This is a genomic window from Chryseobacterium luteum (assembly GCF_000737785.1).
Classification (GTDB): domain Bacteria; phylum Bacteroidota; class Bacteroidia; order Flavobacteriales; family Weeksellaceae; genus Chryseobacterium; species Chryseobacterium luteum.
Genome location: NZ_JPRO01000003.1, coordinates 105696 through 126433, shown reverse-complemented (window position 1 = coordinate 126433; position 20738 = coordinate 105696). Strand labels below are relative to the sequence as shown.

The following is a 20738-nucleotide window of genomic DNA, read 5'->3' as shown; positions in this document are numbered from 1 at the left end:
CAATTGTCAATTCAATATTAGAAAGGTGCGCCCGGCTGCGTAAAACTTCTGTCCTTATATTTCAGCGCATCGCTTAAGATGTTGGCTTTGATACCGATAAAGAAGTCATATACCTTATACTGCCCGAAAGGAACCCAGTTGAAGTTGATCGTAAAACTTCGCTGATCCCTTGAGAACCCGATTCTTGTATAAGCCAGATCTTTCGTCACAAGGTCAAAATGCGTACTTCCGTTGATATTCCAGTACGGGGTAAGCTTGATACTCCCATCCAGACCTACAGAAGCAATCTTGGTACCAAGTGCCGACAGCCCTTTTGAATAAGCATAGTTGGCATTGATATTTAAAGTCCATGCCTGATCGAAGTGGGCATAATTATCGTCATCAAAGTAATAGTTTTCATTTCGTATTTCTCCTTTGGCAGGGTATTTTTTGGCATAATCCGTTTTTTCGCCGAAGAGCTCACTGCTTAAAGGATAGGATAACTGTACGTTGAATCCCTGCACACTGAAATGTCCAAACTGTTCCGTTCTTATACCCTGCGTGGCTCCCGGAGCAAAAAGAATCTTGTAAGGCTCCAGTGAAAGGCTGGTATTAACGTTTAATTTATTATTAAAGAAAGAAGACTGTCCGTTGATGCTGAACACAGACCACGGATGATCTTTCGCTGCAAAATTGTAGTTCCCGGAAAGGTTGAGAGATTCAAAGATTTTCACTTTCTTCACACCGGTAGAATCACTTTTGGACTTCACCTTCATTTCAATATTATTTCCAATATTAAATCCTAAGGCTCCTACTACACCGCTTGAAGGACTTCCTACAATTCCTTTTTCAAAAATAGAATAAGGGGTAAGGGCTCCTTCTGCATTGTAATAATTTTTATAATACCCGAAACCCGGACTAGAGAAATCCGGTGAATAGGTGAAGCTTAAACTTGGGGTCATCATATGTCTTACTGCTTCCACAGCAGAACCTTTTTTAAACTTCAGCATCCCGTAAAGTGTAGTCTGAAGACTGGCAGATGAAGAAAATGTAGAATATCCTGCCACATTTTTCTGAATTTCGTCCACATCCACATTTTTTACAGGATCATAATATTTATTAAGCGTTTTAGTCGTTAAAGCATTATCAATATTTGCATTTAAGCTGAACGTAAAATATTTCGCTACGGTTGTATTGGTTCCCAGAGCTATATTATTTTTAAGTCCTGTCTGCATCTTATCCCACATTGCTTTTGTAAAAAGCTCATTTTCCTGAGTACTCACATAGTTGGTAAGGTTAAAACCTGTATTCACCGTAATATTTTCAAGAAGCCCCTGTCTCACTCCTGTTTTCGATTTAAAGAGATAAAACTGATTGATCGCCACATTCATTTGAGGAAGGCGGAGATCCGCTAGGCCGGTTGCGAAATTTTGAGAATATGATGCCGATCCGGTAATCGTTGCCGGCAGCTTCAAAAATCTTTTGGTAACCGTTACCGCCGAACTCTGCTGTGTATTCAGAACGTTCTGGTTGAAAATATAGCTGTTATTAAGCGGATTGTTATAAAACTTGGTACTTACGATATCCACAGAAGCACTGAAAGTAAGGAAAGGATTGGCTTTAGTGTCCTGTGTGTGTGTCCATGCAATTCTGTATGTACTGTTTTTGGTATAATCATCCAGACCTTTAATTCCTCTTACCATGGTTCCCACATCTGCTGTGAATGTTCCGGAATAGCGGTATTTCTTCAGGTAATTCATCTGTGGCCTTAAGTTCCAGCTTCCCTTGGTATAAATATCGGCGAGTACTTTAAGGTCAAAATGCTCCCCTATCGGCTGATAATACCCCAGCCCGTTGAGGAAAAACCCTACATCTTCCCTTTCCCCGAAACTCGGAATCAGGATACCTGCTGCCCTTTTCTGTGAAAACGGAAGAATGGCAAACGGAAGAATAAGAGGGGTAGGAACCCTTTCTATATACATCTGGATGGGCCCCGTAACAATCTGTGATTTATTTTTAGTCTTGATCAGCTTGATGTTGGATGCACGCATAAAGTAATCCGAGGCTGTATCTTTTTTCTTGATATAATATTCGTCAGTCGTATAATCTGCATTCCTCATTGCGAAAACAGAATCATTATACTTTTTGGTTTTCTGGGCCGTGATGACTCCTTCGCTTTCTTCTGTTCGGGCATTAAAAGCTACAGCCTGTTTGGTTTTCGTATTGTAGCTGAACTCATTGGTTTCGTACTTTTTACCGGCCTGGGTGGTAATTACGGGTTCGATGATCTTGCCTAAAGAGTCCTGTTTTCCACGGGCATAGATCAGATTTTTATTATCGTCGATAGAAATATAATCTGCGTCGATCTGCATGTCCTGGTACTTTACCTGGGCATTTTTATTCAGAAATGTCATTTTTTTGGGAACATCTCTTCGCTGATCATCTGCTTTTGTATGGAGAATATCATCCAGAGCTTCTTTTTTAACAACAATGGTATCCTTTTTGGAAATAGTATCATTAACCATATTTTTAGGCAATTTTTCAGGTGTTTTCTGTGCTAAAAAATTGTTAAAAATTAGGATAATTAAAATTTGTAATATATTTTTGAGGACGGTTTTGGCCAATTTTATTCTATAATTAAGGCTCAAAATTAGTATAATTTTTAAAACTGTAAGATGTACAAACAAAAAATTAAAATAATTTTATCATTTCTCTTCATTCTTTCCGGCATTTTAATCTTCTCTCAAAAGAAATTTACCATCGTTTTAGATGCTGGTCATGGGGGAAGTGACCACGGAGCGAACAGGAGTTATGCAGATATCGGAAGGGTGGCTGAAAAAGACGTTACGCTTGCTGTTACTCTAAAAATAGGAGCGATGTTGGAAAAAAACAGAGATTTCAAGGTTATCTATACCCGCAAATTTGACGAATACCCTTCTCTTTCAGACAGAACCAATCTGGCCAACAGAAGTAAAGCGGATCTTTTTGTCTCCATCCACTGTAATTCTTCACAGAGACCTACAGCCTACGGAACCGAAACTTATGTACAGGGACCTAACCAGAACGATGAAAACCTGGAAGTTGCCAAAAGAGAGAATGATGTAATCTTTCTGGATGAAAAAGATAAGCAGACTTTCGGCTCTTATAACCCAAGTTCTCCGGAATCTCTTATTGCACTGAAACTCCAGCAGAACAAATACCTGGAATCGAGCCTGCTGCTTGGCGGCCTGGTGGAAGGCAACTTTGTGAACAAGGACAAAAGATTTTCAAGAGGTGTTTTCCAGAAAAATCTTCACGTATTGCGTATGAACGCCATGCCTTCTGTACTGATAGAAACGGGTTTCATCAATCATCCTGAAGAGAGCCATTACCTGGCATCTGAAAAAGGACAAACCGAAATTGCGGAAAGTATTTATAACGCAATCATTGATTATAAGAAAGCAATTGACCGAAAAACAGGAGGATCTTCTTTTGCGACTAAAAAACCTGAACCTGAAAAGCCGGCCGAATCTCCTCTGAAAAATGATTTCAGAATTTTACTGCTGAGCTCACCTACGAAATACAATGACGGAGATCCTGCTTTAAAGGGCTTAAATTACATTCTTCCTATCAAAGACAACGGGCAGTACAAATATTACTACGGTGTAACGAATATGGCCTCTATAAAAGACATCAACCTTAAAACAGCCAAGGATGCAGGGTTCAGAAATGCTTATGCGGTAGGATTTATGCCTAATCAAAAACTGCTGACAGGTTATTATACCATTGAGGTGTATACGGGCGAAAAACTGAATGGCAACTCGTTTATTCTCCAGACATTGAAAGATGTGGAGAGAAATAAAGACAATGGAGTGTTTTACTACACGTACGGTAAAGTATTCACTTTGGAAGATGCTGTAAAGCTTCAAAAAGACCTTGAATCCAAGGGAATCAAGAATACGGTTATCCAAAAAGTTTTTAAATAACGTAAAAAATAATTTTGAAGTTAAAAAGTTAATCATTACTTTTGCAACCTCAAAATTTGGCCTATTCGTCTAGTGGTTAGGACTCAAGATTTTCATTCTTGCAACAGGGGTTCGATTCCCCTATAGGCTACCAAATTTGATATCATGCCGGATTTAAAAATACAAGAAGCCCAACTTCTTTTTAAGAAAATCCACTCTAACCCAAAAAGTTACGATTTACAAATCAATGAAGACGGGATTGCAGGCAGGGATGATAAAATAAGTTTCAGACTTTACAGGACTGGAGAGAGGGTCGCCTTTGAAGTAACAATTGATGGACTTACCTTCACCAACACCACTGGAGAATGGAACAACGCGATGATTATGCTAAGCAGCACAATCAGAAAAATAGAACGAGAACAAGAGAACTTAAAAATAGAACAAGCAATAGATAAACTGAAGAAATACCTGTCAGAAGAAAATTGAAAAATTTTGAAAAATAATTTGGCAGATTAAAAAAAAGTTTATAGTTTTGCACTCACATTTGAACGATATGGCAAATCATAAATCAGCATTAAAAAGAATTAGACAAAACGAAGTTAGAAAAGTTCGTAACAGATATTATCATAAGACTGCTAGAACTGCTCTTAAGATCTTGAGAAATGAAGAGAACAAAGCTGCTGCTACAGAGCAACTGCCAAAAGTTATCGCTTTATTGGATAAATTAGCTAAAAGAAATATTATCCACAAGAACAAAGCGGCTAACTTGAAAAGCAAATTAACAAAGCACGTTAATAAATTAGCGTAAAAGTATAGTAGGCCCGTTCGTCTATCGGTTAGGACCTCAGATTTTCATTCTGGTAAGAGGGGTTCGACTCCCCTACGGGCTACAAATTTAATCACTACTAACCGGGTGGTTAATAAGAGTTGAAACTTATAAAAACAAAAAAACTAACCCTGTAGATATTATTTGCAGTTTGGTAGATGGCCCGTTCGTCTATCGGTTAGGACCTCAGATTTTCATTCTGGTAAGAGGGGTTCGACTCCCCTACGGGCTACAAAAAACTTTGATATTTTTATCAAAGTTTTTTTGTTTTGAATACTTGTGAATTCTTACGATTTTCCGAAATCTTTCTAGCCCCAGGCCATATCCCATTTTGATTTTAGAAATTGATCTGCTTTTCTAATTCGGAGACTTAATTGTAGGAGTGGATCCGTTAATATATAAGCGATCAGGATTAAAAACCGGGATAAAGTTACTGATCAACATATTATTTATCTGAAGAGAAACTATAATTTGTAGTTTTGTGCTATTCAAAATAAAAAGCATGGCATTCATTAATGATTTAGGTAAGATTATTGTTTTTTTATTTTTATTGTTAAGTGTTTTTTTGATTACAGCAAAATCGAAAAGAAAATTACCGGATTATTTATTTGCTGCTTTTCTATTCGTATCTGTTATTGATTTTTCCGGCTTTTTCATATCGCCACCAGATTATAAAATAATCAAAGGAGGGAAACTAGCCAGTGTATTGCTGCAGATGCCTCTCTATTATTTATATGTCAATTCTGCTTGTTATTATAATTTCAAACTTCATAAGAAGCATCTTTTACATACGCTTCCTTTCTTATTCTTTTTTTGTTTATTCAGCATTACAGGAATTTCAAAGCAAAACTACCGGGTGTTTGACAGTATTTCTATCATTCAGTATTACTATTATATCATTGCTGTGTTTTTGGTACTGAGAACCTTCAGAAGATTATATCAGGAAAATTATTCCAGTAATCATCAACTTACTTATAAATGGTTGATGCAAACCACTGTTCTTTTTTTAATTGGAAATTTCTTTGTGCTCATCAGGGGCTTTGTAGACGAAAGCAGCCCGGTTCATACCTATTTATACACTTTCACATCATTATTTGTATTATTTGTAATCAGCTGGTTTGTGCTGAACGCTTTATACCGACCCAATTTATTTGCAGGTATCAATAAGGACCTGGTGGTTCCCGTAAAGTCGGTGGACGAATTGAAAAAGCAACCTGAACAGTTGAAAAATTTGATGCAATTTATGGAAGCTGAAAAACCTTATTTAGATGATAAATTGACATTACAGAAATTGGCAGAACAATTTAATTTACCCGAAAAGCAACTTTCATTATTGATCAATCAGTATACCGGAAAACATTTTTTCGATTTTATCAATGAGTTTAGAATTAATGATGCAAAAACTCTTCTAAAAGAGCAGTCTCAATTAACCGTACTGGAAGTATTGTACGAAGTGGGCTTCAACTCAAAATCTTCATTTTATACCGCATTTAAAAAGGAGACCAACTTAACGCCTACAGATTACAGAAAATCAATGGTTTGACGAGGTTCGACTTAAAGTCGGGCTGATTTACTATAATAAAAACAGTCCGATTTCCGATACCCGGATATTTTTATCAGTGCAAAATTCCAGATTTGCTTCATCATTAAAAATTAATAAAATGAAGCCAAAAATCAAATGGACTTTGTTCCTTTTTTCTGTATTAAGTTTTGGATTATGTTTCGGACAATCCAATCAAAAAGATCCGATCAGCAGAGCAGACTCTTTATGGAGTATTTATAAACAACTGAATACTCCGGGTATGGCTGTCGCCGTCATAAAGGATGGAAAAGTAATTTATAAGAAAACCTATGGGCTTGCTAATCTGGAAAGTAAAACACCGATAACCGACTCTACGGCTTTTAATATTGCATCTGTTTCCAAGCAGTTTACCGCATTTATTGCCCTTTTGGCAGAACAGGAAGGAAAGTTATCATTAGATGACGATATCAGAACTTATCTGCCGGAACTGAGCCATCTTCCCTATAAAATTACAATCCGGCAATTAGCCAATCATACGCATGGATTACCGAATTTTAGTGAAATTAAGAAATTGCAGGGCTTTGGTGATGAGTTTAAAGTAACCAATAATGAGGCTGTACATACCCTTTTGCAAATTAAAAATGTAAATTTTCCTCCGGGAGAGCAATATCAATATAATAACACTGGTTTTACATTGCTTGCTGAAATTCTTCGCAGGGTTTATAAAAAGGATTTCAGCCAAATAGCGAAGGAATATGTTTTTAACCCTTTGCATATGAAAAATACCCTGGCTATAGATAATCCGGATAAAATTATTCCAAATAAGGCAGAATCCTATCAGCCAAAAGGCGACACTTTCGTAAAGCTTCCTATCGGGCAGATGGTGAGTGGTTCATCCAATATTTATGCTACGTTGGATGATCTGTGTAAATGGGCAGCTAATTTTCAAAATCCAGTACAGGGAAGTCATGCACTTTATAATGCAATGCAAAAGAATACCGTGTTAAGTTCGGGTAAAAACTTAGAATATGGACTGGGACTGCAAACTGAAAAATATAAAGGTTTGGATATTGTATTTCACGGCGGTGGCACTGTTGGCTATCGTACCTATATCCTTCACGTTCCTTCTCAACAATTTTCTGTTGTAATGCTGGGAAATGGGCAAGGTTTTGACGGCTTGCTCATTGCTTATCAGTTGGTTGATTTCTTTCTTAAAGATCAAGAGACAATTCCTGTTAAGCCTCAAAAAACAACTTATACTCCATCAGAACTCAAACAATTTGAAGGAGTTTATGAGCTTAATCCAGGAAATTATCTTGAAATATCAACGGAAGGAAAAGACCTTTATCTGGGAACCTATAACCATAAAGGTAAAGAGCTCTTACAGGTAATTGATGATAATAAATTTAAGATTACGTCTATTCCTACTGCAAGTTTAACCTTCAATAACGGATCAGTTAAACTTAGAATTGCTGATTTTACCTATACCGCAAAAAAAGTAATCCTGAATCTTCCCAAGTTAGATAAAATGGTCTTTAATAAATTGGTTGGGTTCTATAGAAATGAAGAATTTAATACGATCTATCAATTACTTATTGACAACAATCGGTTGATAGCCAGGCATCCATTAAATGGTGATATTGAATTGTTTCCATTAAAGCCTGCAAGTTTTTACTCGATAACAGAATATTTTGGACAGCTTGATTTCAAGTATGATAAAAATAATCATATCACCGAATTTGAATTATCCGGAGCCAATATTTTGAATATTAAGTTTAAGAAAATAAAGTAAATCAGGGCTGCATAGATTCATCCATCTATTGAAAGTATTAACCAGCCCTGGTAATCTGTACTGGATTTTTCAGGACTAGTCATACTACTGAACACGCAAAGATTCCGGCAGGCTAAAGCCTGCCGGAATCTTTATTCTGTTATCAGTTAAAATATAAAGTGAATGGGCGGCCCTTCCGGGCCGCCCATTCATTAAAACAAAAATAGACTGTGAAAACTATTTTTTAATTAACTTCTGTTGGTACACTGCCTTATCAGTTACTGCTTTCAGAATGTACACTCCGTTCAGAAGCGTGCTTACATTAATCTGGCCATTATTAAGCTGTGTATTAACCAATTTACCTGAAGCATCATAAACCGAAACGTTTAAGATCTTTTCCTGGGTTTTGATGGTTAGAATATCTGTAACCGGATTAGGGTAGATACTGAATTCAATTTTCTTCACTTCTGCGGTAGCTAACGTAGAAGTTGTACTGTTCACAGTAAGCGTTTTTTCCACTACCTTTCCGTTTGAATTAAAGCTGATCTTAATATCAGCCGTTCCTGAAGCAACCGGAGTTAAAACAAGTTCGTCATTGGCATTGATCACAGCAGAAACTGCTGCCGGATTTGAGTTTGATTTAATTGATTTTACAATGGCTGAGGAAAGATTGTCTTCGTCAGAAACTATTGTTTTCAGATCAATCGCAGAGGCAGAACCAAGGTTAACCTGTGACGGGAAAGTACTGCTTACTACAGGAAGCGTATTATCAGGGAAAACAGCCATAGCCGGGAACCAGTAATAATCATTTAGAGTTTTTGTATTCGTAATGGTTCCATTAACATTAATAGTATGGATCCAGTTTTTCTGATAATGCGCGCCAAAACCACTTTCGGTGGTATTCAGAATCAATTCATCAGTGGCTGGATTCACACGAAGTCCTGCTCCGTAAGGGATCTGCTTGTAAGTCCCTGTCTGACCGGGAATGGCAGCGAAATTTTCGTTGAATGCTTTTGTGGTAACATCAAACTTTACAATCTGTGTTCCTGAAACAAAACTGTTAACCGAGTTGATCCAGTATAAAACATTCTGTTTGCTGCTCGCCGTAAAACTCCCTGCGTTCCAGGCTCCCCAGGAACCTAAATACTTAGTGGAAGGAATAGTATATGAAGTAGTAACGAATGTGGTAGGATGAATATTCACCACTTTCTGATCCTGAATGGCCCAGATACTTCCGTCTTTTGCCTGAACAACAGAATGGAAAGCCCCGGGAATTGTATGAATAAGCGTATCAGTGGCAGGATCAATCACTAAAATCCCGGCAGACTGCTTCACGGCAAATACATATTTAGAAGAACGGATCATATTTCCGATCTGTCCCGCGTACTGGCCACCGCCACCTGTTCCGGCTACTACGCTTCCAACCTGTAAATTAGCGATATCAAATACAAAAACACCATTAGAAGCTCCGATATACCCTTTATTTTCATTTACACCAACAAATGACCTTCCGTCACCGCCTCCGATATTGTTAAATCCTGCGATTTTCTGCATTGTCTGCGCATTGGCTACCACAAGCCTTCCTCCCGGAGTATATTGGGTATCTCCACCATCTGCAGCCTGTTTTGAGATAAAATAAAACTGGTCACCATAGATCGTTCCGTACTGGGTTGTAGCTCCAAAAGCCTGGTTATTATTCGCATTGCTATAAACACGGTAATTGACCTGTCCGTTGTTGTCAATGAAATTTACAGATCCGTTGGTATGTCCGAACCAGTCTTCGTTCACCATAAAGTAACCGCCGGTAAAATTGGCAGAAGCAGCATAAGGTGATACCGGCGTCAATGTGGAAGAAACAGGAAAAGAAGCCATATCAGGGTTAAAATTCCATACATCCCATGAACCGTTCTCCAGCACACGCGAGCTGGCTCCTACCCCTGAATATCCGAAATCAACATCTGCAGGATCTTTTACCCAGTAAGACCAGTAGCTGTTGTACCATCCCGATCCCCAGTGATCTCCTGCATCTGCAGCCGTATAATCATCAAAATCATAGGCAGATGTATTAACAATACCATTTACAGGATAATAAGGATATGTTGTATTCCCGTTTTTGTAAAGCGCATTGGTATTCTGCCCATTCAGATCAAAACCCAGTCCTCCGATGGCTGTTCCGAACTGGGTTCCCGGATAAAGCAGGGTGAAAAATCTGTGATCTGCCTGTGCAATCGCTTTCAGCATATCTTCTCCGGTAGCATTTCCGTTCCATCGGAAGCCCCAAACCAAAGCATCAGGATTTTTGCTGTCATTCCACTGTACCACGAAAGCCGCTTCGTTGGTACCGCTACCCACCCAATACTGGATATCAGAAAAACTGATATTGGTCGTTACTGTCGTATTCAGCTGGTTGCTGATTCCGTTCTGAATATCATTGCGGGGCACACCCTGTACTGTTACCTGCGCATTCGTAATGAACGCAAACAGAAACAGCATGATAAAAAGGTAAAACTTTTTCATTTTTTGAATTATATTTATTTGTTATAGTCTATACAATTATTTGAGATGCAGATCATAGGCTCCTGCTACTTCCGTAGACACTTCTCCGAGCCAGCCGGCTTCTTGATTGATTCCTGTGTACACCTTGATAAAATCAATACCGGGAAGTTTTACATAGTTCCCGTTTTTGTCCACCGCCCATGAAATGTCGATATTTGACGCTTCATCGTTATTCGGGGCATTGTCTGCATAGCCGTAATCATAAGAAGTTCCCACCCAATAAGCTCCCGTTCCGCTCTGGTCGTAAAAATTATCCTTCAGTCTGGTTCCCGTAAGGCTGTAAGAAGCATTGGTAAGCCATAAAGGATAATAGCTTTGTGCATGGAAGGTATTTTTAGTTTTAAATCCTGAATTCCCCATATTATCCTGCCATTTGATGTACTCCACATCAGTCTGCCAAAACTCACTTCCGGGAACGGGAGGCTTATTTTCATTGGGTTTGAAGTAGGTTATGCTGTAATTTTTAGTTGTTGAATTTTTAAAATATTCGCTCCCGGCTATCTCGTACCATTCGTCTTCGTCGGGTTTACCGTTTTTGTTTTTGTCGTAGCCCACCATAATGATACCGGGTTCACAGGATCCTGACCTGGTAGTGTTGGCATCATTTCCCCAGAATGCATTTCCAAGAATTTTGAAATCTCTTCCGTCAAGATTAGGAACCGTATGATCGAAGCCGAAAGCAACATAACCACCGAAGCCGCCAAGTGTGATCATTGTAGAATTCCCCCCTATCAATGATTCTTTTGCTCTCTGGAGCATATCTGCTTCACTATTTCCGGTTGCATATTCCGGGACCTCATTCGTAAACTGGCCAACAGCAGGACGGAAGTCAAAAACATTCGAAATATACTTGCTGTAAGGCGTGAGTTCTTTATTAACAATAATTGTTGACTTGTAAATTTTAACCGCTCCTTTAACCTCCATTTTTAATGTCAAAGGATAAGTTTTTACAACAGAACTTACAAAATCCAGCTGCAGATGATCGGAAATAATAGAATCATCAATATTCCACGTCAGTTTTCCTTCAATTTTCGGATCTATATTAAGGAGCTTAAGGCGGTCAATCGTATAGGATTCTTTAAGGACTTCTGCAGGAAAAGTCACTTCTTCCACGGCTTCTTCACCGTCGCTTTTACAGGCTGCCGTTCCCAGCAGTACTGAAGAGAGAAGTATCGTTTTTAAAATATGTTTCGTTTTTCTTTCCATTTTTTCTGATCTGATTATTTATATAAAAAAGCAAAATGAGCAGGGATATTTCCGCCTTCGGTCTTCCATTTGAGTTTTCCACTCTTGTCGAAGCAGTATACATATCCGGTGGTGACATAGTTTCTGGCATCCGTAAGATAGATGTCTTCCGTATAAGGATTTACAGCAATTCCGTAAGGAGCTTTAATCTCATCCACATACTGCTGATCAATTATTTTATTGGCAATAACCTGCTCGGTTTTTACATCGATAATACCAAAGGTCTTGACGTAGGTATGGGTATTGTAATTAAATTCGTTGCCATAATAATACAGTTTGTCATTCACGATCGTCATTCCGCTGACCGCGACGTGAAAATCTTTTTTCACAGTTCCGGTAGCTGCATCCACCAGGAACAGGCTTGATGGAATATTGTAATAATCTCCTCTGGAACTCACATATAAATCTCCGTAATTGTCTTTTTTGATACGGTGAAGGTTGATCGCTACATCAATTTTCTTAGTTTGCATAAAGCTGTTGAGATCAATAACAGACACGGTTTTATCGTAATTCGGGAACATATAGCCTCCGGAATTGGCTACGAAAAGCTGATTTCCGACAATCTCCATCTCCTCCGGCTGATACCCTACCACAACCTGTCTTTCGATGGAAAGTGAAGTGGTGTCGATCTCCACTACTTTTCCCGGTGGAGAGTTCGGATTCAATTCAACGGGTCCTGCATAGCTGCTGGCATAGACTTTATTTCCTTTAAAAGACATATAGCGGCAATTTTGCAGCTGTATCGTTTTGATCCGTTTGGCAGTTTTAGCTTCCAGTACTTCAATTTTATTGGAAACATTGACGACTACGTACATTTTGCTTCCGTAGATCATGATATGGTTTCCCACATCCCCCAATTCTTTCACCACAGAGGGATTGATCTCTGCATAAATATTTTTGTGATAGGTTCCCGTGGCATAATCGAAATAATCGAGCGTACATTTGTTGCTCCCCATATTTCCTTCGTTCAGAAGATAAAATCCTTTAATAGGCAGATCTTCTCCGGCACTTACCTCTTTTGTCTCCGAAGGAACTATATTGTCATCCGTTCTACACGAGAACAGAAAGAAAAGAGTGAAAGCCAGCAGGCAAAAGTTTAGTTTTTTCATAATGTAAAGCTTACAATAAGTTTAAAATTTCTTCCGGGCATCGGATAATTCCTTACCACGTCATAATATTGATTAAGCACGTTATTGACCTCAAAACCGGCTTTGAGCTGATGAGAATGCCAGTTGAATTTTTTCTGAATAGACAGATCATGGGTATACCAGGGCTGAAGATAATTGGCTTTAATATTATTTAGCTGGGCATCATAACGCTCTCCGGTGTACATAAAGCTGTAATTGAAACTCCAGTCTTTATAGTCCGCCATCATGGTAAAGGTTATGGCATGCCACGGCACATAAGGAATCTGATCGCCGTAATAATCCTCTTTTTTATCGGTATAGTCCCCGGCACGCTGATAGGTATAGCTTACCATAGGTTTCAGTTTAACTTTCCGGATATCAAATTCAGCCTGAACATTCACATCTGCGCCCATGATTTTCACATCGCCCAAATTCGTCATCATCCATCTGAAGAGATTATTGGTAGGAACAGCCACAATTTTGTTCTCCACCTCATTATAATAGGCATCCACTTTCACATAGATTCCTTTAAAAACTTTACGGTCGTAGAGTTTCTGGTAGGTAAAACCTGCATCGTACTGGTTCGTATATTCAGGTTTCAGCATCACATTCCCGATCATTGTGTAATACAGATCATTGAAAGTGGGCATCCTGAAAATTCTTTTATAAAAAGCACGTACTGTAAAATCTTTTGATTCAAATGGCTGATAGCTTAAGAAAGCAGAAGGTGTCCATTCCGTTTTGTCGGGAGATTTCGCATTCATTTTTACATTTTCATGTACAAAAGTTCCGAGAAGGCTTCCCAAAAATTGAAACCGGTTCCACTGATAAGTCGTAGCAAAAGCAACGAGTGAGGTATAGCGGGTAGGATAAGAAAAATCGGTGAGATCAGCATTCAGGTTGTTATACTGAAAATCGAAACTGGCACTTACATCCCAGTCTTTATTGATGGAGTACATATTGGATGTAGAAAAATACAGTTCCCTCTGGATATAAGAATTATCTATCCTCAGAACTGTTGTTGCGACATTTACCGTATCTAAGAATCTGGTGTAATCATAGGTCAATTTAGCTTTCACCTGGGTTTCAAATTTTGGAAACAGCTTTTTTCTGAAACTGGCCTGAACAAAATAATTCTCATCCAGCATTTGCTGACCTTTAGGCTTGAAATTATTATTAACAATGGCTGTGGGAACTCCCCGATCGGAAATATAACCGTAACCGCGTACACTCCAGCTTCCGTCATTGATGATTCCATTTAAACTGGTTTCAAAACGTTTCGCGCGGATGTAGGAGTCATATCTTCTTGCAATAGTATCGTTGGCAACAGATCCGTCGGAATTTTTCTTTTGATATTTAAACTTATACAGCCCGTCGCTCTGTACAAATTCTGAACTGAAACTTGCAGAAACTTTATCTGAAAGTTTCTGCTCTAAACGGAAAGAAGGATTAAATAAGCTGATGGAGCCCAATTTTAACTTAACCGTTAAATTGGTTTTCTGATCTCCTTTAAAAACAGGTATTTTAGGCTGAAGATAAATGGATCCCGAAGATCCGAAATCCCTTGCTGGCTGGAAAATTTCACTTTTCTGACCATTGTACAAAGAAATGGATTCAATATCATCCAATGAGAATTTACCCAGATCCACAATCCCGTTCTGGACATTTCCCAGCTGGATCCCGTCATAGAAAACGCCCACATGCTGGCTTCCCATACTCCGGATATTTACTGTTTTCAGGCCACCCATTCCTCCGTAGTCTTTGATCTGGACTCCTGAAAAATACCGTAAGGCATCAGCTACGGACTGGCTGTTCAGTCTTTCAAGCTGTTCACCGGAAAGAACCTGTGCAGGCAGAATTTCTTTAAAATCTTTTTTGTAAAGCCGGATAGGAAGAATGGTTTTCTCCCTGATCGTATCTCCGGATTGTGAGAATAGAAGCTGGGATGCCGTCACAAATACTGTGATAACGCCTTTTTTAAACTGTGAAGCAGTAAATTTTCTGACCATTAGCTCGTTGAGAATAATATTGACGCTAATGGATATAAGATAGCAAAGATAAAGCGCAGCTGTTACTGCACAGAATCATTGTTGTCCTAAGCTTTATTCCACGAAAGCATCAAACGTTCATCCTCTGGCAGGTCTTCTGACTTACTCCGTTTTTGAAATCCTTCCCATTAAAAAACAGTGGATATACTCTTCAAAAACTTTGATGTGGAGCTTACAGCAGCGGGTCTGTCCCGGATTTTCACCGGGTTCCCTTTTAAGTGCTTTTTACAGCGCACCAGATTGCGGCAAAGATAGAAAATAATTGACAGATGTAATAAAAGACTTAATAAATTAATTTCCAACACTATAAAAGCGGTTTAATAAAATTCAATTTTCAAAATTCTCACCTCTTTATAAAGCTTCCCATAAAAAAACCTTATAGATTTTTAGAATCTATAAGGTTTGTAAAGCGGATTGATTATCAGAAACAAAAGTCAGTGTCCGGGACACCGAAAATTTCCATTCTGTTTCCGTTAAATTCCAAAATTGATGAAAATGCTCACCCTGGATTTCGCTTCAATATCACCACCCGCCAGATTGGAATAGGCAGGCAGCATGACTTCACCTCCCAGACTGAATTTTTTATAGGAGGCTTCAAAACCGAGCTTTCCATATAAAGCACTTCCCGCCGTGTTGGGCAATACCTCATCAAACTGTTTGTTTTTATCATAAACTTCGCCCTGAAGTCCTGCTTTAGCGGAAAAAATAGTCTTTTCATTTCCTGCAAGCTGATAAAAACCTGTTGCTGCATAATTCCACTGGTTTCCGAAACGGTAATTCTTTTTGTTTTCGGTTTTTATGGTGTAATCTGTATTGACCAGCACAGCCAGTTTATTCTTTTGAAACTTATAGTTCAAAGCCGCCTGATAATCCCAGCTTCCTGTTCCGAGCTGAAAACTTGGATTGACGCCGGAAGCTCCTTTTTCATCAAATTTTCCCAAAGGAATTTTAACGCCCACGCCTCCGTTGAGCTGGTGAAAATTATTTTTGGAGTTGATGATCCGGTAGATTCCCATAAGGTTCATATCCCCGATTCCACTAATGTTGATATCGCCCTGCACTGTTTTTTTTTCATGAAAATGAAATGGCAGGCTGGCATATACACTCAATTTTCCCGTCAAAGGAATTTTTCCCCAAACCTGCAGGGTATTGAAATACTGATCCTGTGTAAGGTCTTTTACAAAAAGGTTTTCCTTGGCTTTATAATGCTGGGCAAAATATTTGATCCCGATAAACTGCGGATTCAGCAAAGACTCAAAACCGGAAGATCCGTTTCCCGCTGCGCAACCGCAAGCATCGCAGTCATCCGGTACAATGCTATTCATAGGGTATGCAATATAGAGACTGTCGTTAATTGTTTTAGCTTGACAAACCATTGATAATGTCAGGCTGAGTACAAAAATTATTCTGTTCATGTTTGTCATGCTCATTCTGCAAATTTTGGGTTGGAAATAAATGCTTTATCAGATAAGGTTTTTAAAAAAGCGATTATAAACTGTTTTTCCTGTGTATTCAAAGCAATTCCGATATGTCCGTTCTGTTTCAGCTGCGGATCAAGATTGGGATTGTCTTCTGCATGATCTGAATAGAAATCCAGAACGGCTTCCAGTGTGTAAAATCTTCCATCATGCATATACGGTGCAGTATATTCTACATTTCTCAGGCTGGGTACACGGAATTTCATCCAGTCGTTCTGATCAAGGGTGACCCGATAACGTCCGGCATCTTTGAACTGCATATTGTAATACATTCCCGTATTTCTGAAGCTTTCATCGGTAAATAATTCCCCGCTGTGGCAGGAGGCACATTTCTGGTTAAAAAGAGCCATTCCCTGGGATTGCTCTGCTGTGAAGGTTTCTTTACCCTGTTTTACCCTGTCGTATTTCGAGTCGGCAGAGATCATACTTGCCATAAACTGCGACAGGGCTTTTAATATTCTGTCACCGGTAATATGTTCATCACCATAAGCTGCCATGAAAAGCTTTTTATACTTCTGATCGTCTTTTAATTTGGAAATCACTTCAGGCATTGAGCTGTCCATTTCATTCACATCCGTAATCGGACTGATCGGCTGTTCATTCAGATTATGGATCACCCCGTCCCACATATATCTTTTCAGGAATGCCATATTTTGAACCGGTGGTGCATTTCTGATACCTATTCTGTCATCAACACCGTGGCTCACGGTATGCCCATGGTGTGTAAAAGCATTTTCCTGGATATGACAGAAACCGCATGATATGGTATTATTTCTTGAAAGTCTTCCCTCGTAAAATAATTTTCTCCCCAGCTCTACTCCATTTTTGGTAACCGGATTGCCGGATGCATCGAAGGTCATTTCAGGAAAGTAGGAAGGAAACTGCAGCGAATAGGCTTCATCTTTTTCCAGTGGCTGAATCACCTCATCTGCACAGGATAAGCAAGTCAGAAAAGTAATGCCAGCCAGTATTGCATTTAATAAGATCCTAATCATTGTGAACGTGGTCTACTTTAAACATCGCTGCAAGGTTATTGGTAACATCTACCAAATGCTGGCTTGAGCCCATCATCATATTGTTTTCTGTAGTAAGGGAAAGTGTTTTGCTTCCGCTCAGAAACTGATTAAAATCTGCAAGAATATGGATGGATGGCTTTATCTGTGACGTTACCCTGGCTGTCACAGGAAGATTCAACGTAATTTCCCGGTAGAGATCCGGTGTATTATTGGCTGTTACATTTCCCATGTTTCCCGTATGGTTCATGAATTCTGTATCTGCTGTGGCTGTTCCGTACTTGCCTTCCAGTTTTACAAAGACATAGCCGGCAGCCCATGACCACGACATCCCTTTCTGCTTGGCTTTTGTCCAGAATTCTGCCTGTCCGTCCTGTCCGAGAAAATAAGCCTTCTGACTTATCCCAAGCCCGAATTTTACTTTTTTATAGTTATTTGCAGGAATATTATTAAGGTCAATATGGACAACCCCTGCCACTGCATCTGCCTGATCTATGATGAAAGCACCTTTATCCGGATTGTTTTCATTGTATTTGAATTCATTTCCGCCTTCATCAATCAGTGTGATATTGCTGATGACATATTTTAAAGCTGAGAAATTATGTTTCTGTCCGGCAGCAGAAGTCTGTACAGTCTGGTTTAAGACAATATCCCCCAGGTTATTGAACCCGTTCTCAAATTTTATCTGAAGATTTCCTGTTGTACTATTCTGCGGATCTTCGTCATCGCTGTTCTGGCATGATGATAAGGTGAATAAGCTGAAGGCAATGAAGAATAGTGATAAAAATTTATAAATTTTCATGTTGATTTTTTAAGTTGAATTTTTTAAATAGAAATGCTTTTGAATGAGTGAACATTCAATTTTTTCAACCACAAAAAGCACAAAAGTTTTTTTGACACTTTAGTTATTTAAAGTATATTGAAAAACTGTCTTAAGGAACTCTGAAGTTTCAGAGAACTTTATCAGTTCTGTGGTTTTGTAATGATTAAAACTGGACTTAAAAAACCGGTGGCTTGAAAATATGTTTCAGAAACAGAAAGGCATAGGCTGTTTTGTAGAGAAAATTGAAATTCAGAGAAAGAAATCTCTCCGCTTTATCTATGGACGCAATTTCAGGAAGTGTACAGATATCAAGAATTTTCTGCCCTGAATTTTTAGTTTTGCTTAAAGGCGAAGAACCGGAATCGTTCGTCTTTGCAAGCTCTTTGCTTAAGTAGCATTTTCCGTTACAGTGAAGATCAGGTTTGTTTTTATTGATACAGAGAACGGTGGAAATATAATCATAATTTACAGCATATTCTATCAGTGGGATCAGTGGCCTGAACACCATATAAAGAGTAAGGAATATGCTGCAAATTAAGTTCATCTATTATTTTTTGCTTACGGCTTCATCATATCTTCTGCTTATTTCTTTCCAGTTAAGCACATTCCAGATGGCATTAAGATAGTCTGCTCTTTTATTTTGGTATTTCAGGTAATAAGCGTGTTCCCAAACATCAATTCCTAAGATGGGAGTTCCTTTTTCCTCAACAACATCCATCAGAGGGTTATCCTGATTGGGCGTAGAAGAAACAAACAATTTTCCGCTCTTATCTACAGAAAGCCATGCCCATCCTGAACCGAAACGGTCTGCACCCGCTTTGCTGATCTTTTCTTTGAACGCATCCATGCTTCCGAAAGTTTCAGTGATCGCTTTAGCCAGTTTTTCAGATGGCTGTGTGTTTTTTACGGGGGTAAGAACGGTCCAGAAAAGCTCGTGGTTGTAATGGCCACCTGCATTGTTTCTTACCGCAGGGGTAAGTTTAGAAACTCCGGAAAGGATCTGGAACAGGGTCTGTTTTTCCTGTGGTGTTCCGGCAATCGCTTTATTCAAATTGGCAACATAAGCTGCGGCATGCTTTGAATAGTGAATTTCCATAGTCTGTGCATCCACCGAACCTTCCAGTGCATTGTACGCATAAGGCAGCGGAGTCTGCTTAAACTGTGCAAAAGCGAACTGCGCCGCAAATACAGCACTTAAAGCTGCAATTTTCAAAATCTTCATAACGTTTTGTTTTATGGTTTAACAATATTTTTTGCTTATCGAAGGGAAGCATGGGTTCCATCAATCGTTATCCTCTTCATTCTTCCATCTTCCTGCTTTTTTCTTCTATTTCAATAATTTCTTAATATCCTCGATCAATATTTCCCGGTCCGGATGGTATTTCCCGTTAAGCTTCGGAATCTTTCCTTCGGGGTCTTCATAATTTAACCCTGAATAATACAGGATCGGCATATGATCTTTATTATATCTGCACCGGATATTTCCCTCTTTGTCTACAAGAGCGATCATTCCACTGTGGTTAAGGCTTTCACTGTCGTCTTCCTTATCTCCGACGTAGATATTGAACTGGTCGGCGAGTTTTCCGATATAATCTCTGTTTCCGGTAAGAAAATGCCAGTCCGGGGATTTGGCTCCCACACTTTTAGCATGTTCTTTTAGTGCAGTGGGCGTATCGTTTTCCGGATCAATGCTTATTGAAATAATCCCGAATTCAGGGCTGTTCACCTTATCTTCAATAAATCTCATGTTACGGTTCATCACAGGACAGATCGTTGGGCATCTGCTGAAGAAAAACTCCACCAGGTACACTTTTCCCAGCATATCTTTATTGGTGATCTTTTTATTATTCTGGTCGGTGAGTTCAAAATTGGGAACCTTCATTACGGTATACAGATTCTTTTTAAAATATCCCATTCCAACACCTATTCCCAGAAACAGCAGGGCAAAAATCGCAATCGGAATAATGACCTTTCTTTTCGTTCCGTTTTTGGTCTTATTATTTTTGGGCATATTTCTCAGGATTTTTTTTGAATTCATCCTTGCAGTAGCTACTGCAAAAACCGTACGTTTTATTTTTATAGACTGCCGTATCTTTCATATCATCTTCTGTTTTCATGTGACAAATAGGATCTTCTGCATTGGCAAATTTTACTTTTTTCACAGTCGATGTTGAAGATGTGGTGCTTTTTTTATGCTTTACTTTAGGGGTTTCCTGGCCACAGGCGAATAATGAAACTGACAATAATGCAGTTAAAATAATTTTTGATTTCATTTTAAATTGAAATTGATAGTGTTACAAATAGGTAAGCGAATTCTTAACGCAAAATAATCACCGTTTTTAACCGCACACTGCTTTTAAAGCAACATCAGGCCTTAATACGAAGATATTTTGAGAAAAAACTAAA

17 protein-coding genes, 3 tRNA genes and 1 riboswitch are annotated in these 20738 nt (G+C 38.8%); of the genes, 8 read left to right on the top strand and 12 right to left on the bottom strand.

From position 1 onward, the window contains the following. Positions 1-17 precede the first annotated feature (17 nt). The gene (locus IX38_RS05765) at positions 18-2603 is read right to left on the bottom strand and encodes a putative LPS assembly protein LptD (RefSeq protein ID WP_394331178.1); all 2586 of its coding nucleotides are present in this window, start codon (positions 2601-2603) and stop codon (positions 18-20) included. 51 nt (positions 2604-2654) lie between these two features. Between IX38_RS05765 and IX38_RS05760 the strand changes: the two genes are divergently transcribed. The 8 genes from IX38_RS05760 (at position 2655) to IX38_RS05725 (ending at position 8063) form a co-directional block, all read left to right on the top strand. Then, positions 2655-3944, top strand: coding sequence for an N-acetylmuramoyl-L-alanine amidase family protein (locus IX38_RS05760; RefSeq protein WP_051884515.1), 1290 nt, complete (start codon positions 2655-2657; stop codon positions 3942-3944). 58 nt (positions 3945-4002) lie between these two features. Continuing rightward, positions 4003-4077: transfer RNA gene (locus IX38_RS05755), tRNA-Glu, on the top strand. An 11-nt stretch (positions 4078-4088) separates the two neighbouring features. Next, positions 4089-4409 (top strand): hypothetical protein, encoded by a 321-nt coding sequence (locus IX38_RS05750; protein ID WP_034702777.1) that lies wholly within the window; start codon positions 4089-4091, stop codon positions 4407-4409. Between the two features lie 67 nt (positions 4410-4476). Continuing rightward, positions 4477-4731, top strand: coding sequence for a 30S ribosomal protein S20 (gene rpsT, locus IX38_RS05745; protein ID WP_034702775.1), 255 nt, complete (start codon positions 4477-4479; stop codon positions 4729-4731). A gap of 10 nt (positions 4732-4741) precedes the next feature. Continuing rightward, a tRNA-Glu gene (locus tag IX38_RS05740) sits at positions 4742-4813 on the top strand. Between the two features lie 96 nt (positions 4814-4909). Beyond that, a tRNA-Glu gene (locus IX38_RS05735) sits at positions 4910-4981 on the top strand. A gap of 270 nt (positions 4982-5251) precedes the next feature. Further along, complete coding sequence (locus IX38_RS05730) at positions 5252-6292, top strand: helix-turn-helix domain-containing protein (RefSeq protein WP_034702774.1); 1041 nt, start codon at positions 5252-5254, stop codon at positions 6290-6292. A gap of 118 nt (positions 6293-6410) precedes the next feature. Continuing rightward, positions 6411-8063, top strand: coding sequence for a serine hydrolase domain-containing protein (locus IX38_RS05725; protein ID WP_034702772.1), 1653 nt, complete (start codon positions 6411-6413; stop codon positions 8061-8063). A 216-nt stretch (positions 8064-8279) separates the two neighbouring features. Here IX38_RS05725 and IX38_RS05720 read toward each other — a convergent pair whose 3' ends face one another. The 11 genes from IX38_RS05720 to IX38_RS05670 all read right to left on the bottom strand — a co-directional run bounded on the left by IX38_RS05720 (position 8280) and on the right by IX38_RS05670 (position 20605). Beyond that, positions 8280-10559 (bottom strand): DUF5074 domain-containing protein, encoded by a 2280-nt coding sequence (locus IX38_RS05720; RefSeq protein ID WP_034702770.1) that lies wholly within the window; start codon positions 10557-10559, stop codon positions 8280-8282. A gap of 36 nt (positions 10560-10595) precedes the next feature. Further along, positions 10596-11804, bottom strand: coding sequence for a hypothetical protein (locus IX38_RS05715; RefSeq protein ID WP_034702767.1), 1209 nt, complete (start codon positions 11802-11804; stop codon positions 10596-10598). Between the two features lie 14 nt (positions 11805-11818). Next, entirely contained in the window at positions 11819-12952 is a 1134-nt protein-coding gene (locus tag IX38_RS05710; protein ID WP_034702765.1) for a YncE family protein, read from the bottom strand. Then, entirely contained in the window at positions 12949-14979 is a 2031-nt protein-coding gene (locus tag IX38_RS05705) for a TonB-dependent receptor plug domain-containing protein (protein WP_084680216.1), read from the bottom strand. Before IX38_RS05705 ends, IX38_RS05710 begins: the two co-directional genes overlap by 4 nt. A gap of 109 nt (positions 14980-15088) precedes the next feature. Then, positions 15089-15273, bottom strand: a riboswitch (cobalamin riboswitch). Between the two features lie 218 nt (positions 15274-15491). Further along, positions 15492-16433, bottom strand: a complete 942-nt coding sequence (locus IX38_RS05700; protein WP_034703126.1) for a transporter — start codon at positions 16431-16433, stop codon at positions 15492-15494. Positions 16434-16444: 11 nt separating this feature from the next. Further along, positions 16445-17491 carry a cytochrome-c peroxidase gene (locus tag IX38_RS05695; RefSeq protein WP_034702763.1) on the bottom strand — a complete coding sequence of 349 codons (1047 nt, stop codon included), beginning with the start codon at positions 17489-17491 and terminating at the stop codon, positions 16445-16447. Further along, a complete protein-coding gene (locus IX38_RS05690; RefSeq protein WP_051884514.1) occupies positions 17484-18311 on the bottom strand; it encodes an MbnP family protein in 828 nt (275 codons plus the stop codon). Before IX38_RS05690 ends, IX38_RS05695 begins: the two co-directional genes overlap by 8 nt. Before the next feature lie 196 nt (positions 18312-18507). Continuing rightward, a complete protein-coding gene (locus tag IX38_RS05685) occupies positions 18508-18876 on the bottom strand; it encodes a hypothetical protein (RefSeq protein WP_051884513.1) in 369 nt (122 codons plus the stop codon). Positions 18877-18879: 3 nt separating this feature from the next. Beyond that, positions 18880-19554 carry a superoxide dismutase gene (locus IX38_RS05680; RefSeq protein ID WP_034702759.1) on the bottom strand — a complete coding sequence of 225 codons (675 nt, stop codon included), beginning with the start codon at positions 19552-19554 and terminating at the stop codon, positions 18880-18882. Positions 19555-19659: 105 nt separating this feature from the next. Next, positions 19660-20343, bottom strand: coding sequence for an SCO family protein (locus tag IX38_RS05675; RefSeq protein ID WP_034703123.1), 684 nt, complete (start codon positions 20341-20343; stop codon positions 19660-19662). Then, positions 20330-20605, bottom strand: coding sequence for a YHS domain-containing protein (locus IX38_RS05670; RefSeq protein ID WP_034702757.1), 276 nt, complete (start codon positions 20603-20605; stop codon positions 20330-20332). The genes IX38_RS05675 and IX38_RS05670 overlap by 14 nt, the downstream gene beginning before the upstream one ends. Between the last annotated feature and the right edge of the window lie 133 nt (positions 20606-20738).

Coding starts and splice junctions, on each gene's coding strand:
- IX38_RS05760 (WP_051884515.1), top strand. CDS start 2,655: ATGTACAAACAAAAAATTAAAATAATTTTATCATTTCTCTTCATTCTT.
- rpsT (WP_034702775.1), top strand. CDS start 4,477: ATGGCAAATCATAAATCAGCATTAAAAAGAATTAGACAAAACGAAGTT.
- IX38_RS05720 (WP_034702770.1), bottom strand. CDS start 10,559: ATGAAAAAGTTTTACCTTTTTATCATGCTGTTTCTGTTTGCGTTCATT.
- IX38_RS05725 (WP_034702772.1), top strand. CDS start 6,411: ATGAAGCCAAAAATCAAATGGACTTTGTTCCTTTTTTCTGTATTAAGT.
- IX38_RS05675 (WP_034703123.1), bottom strand. CDS start 20,343: ATGCCCAAAAATAATAAGACCAAAAACGGAACGAAAAGAAAGGTCATT.
- IX38_RS05695 (WP_034702763.1), bottom strand. CDS start 17,491: ATGATTAGGATCTTATTAAATGCAATACTGGCTGGCATTACTTTTCTG.
- IX38_RS05730 (WP_034702774.1), top strand. CDS start 5,252: ATGGCATTCATTAATGATTTAGGTAAGATTATTGTTTTTTTATTTTTA.
- IX38_RS05680 (WP_034702759.1), bottom strand. CDS start 19,554: ATGAAGATTTTGAAAATTGCAGCTTTAAGTGCTGTATTTGCGGCGCAG.
- IX38_RS05710 (WP_034702765.1), bottom strand. CDS start 12,952: ATGAAAAAACTAAACTTTTGCCTGCTGGCTTTCACTCTTTTCTTTCTG.
- IX38_RS05690 (WP_051884514.1), bottom strand. CDS start 18,311: ATGAAAATTTATAAATTTTTATCACTATTCTTCATTGCCTTCAGCTTA.
- IX38_RS05715 (WP_034702767.1), bottom strand. CDS start 11,804: ATGGAAAGAAAAACGAAACATATTTTAAAAACGATACTTCTCTCTTCA.
- IX38_RS05685 (WP_051884513.1), bottom strand. CDS start 18,876: ATGAACTTAATTTGCAGCATATTCCTTACTCTTTATATGGTGTTCAGG.
- IX38_RS05705 (WP_084680216.1), bottom strand. CDS start 14,979: ATGGTCAGAAAATTTACTGCTTCACAGTTTAAAAAAGGCGTTATCACA.
- IX38_RS05700 (WP_034703126.1), bottom strand. CDS start 16,433: ATGAACAGAATAATTTTTGTACTCAGCCTGACATTATCAATGGTTTGT.
- IX38_RS05670 (WP_034702757.1), bottom strand. CDS start 20,605: ATGAAATCAAAAATTATTTTAACTGCATTATTGTCAGTTTCATTATTC.
- IX38_RS05750 (WP_034702777.1), top strand. CDS start 4,089: ATGCCGGATTTAAAAATACAAGAAGCCCAACTTCTTTTTAAGAAAATC.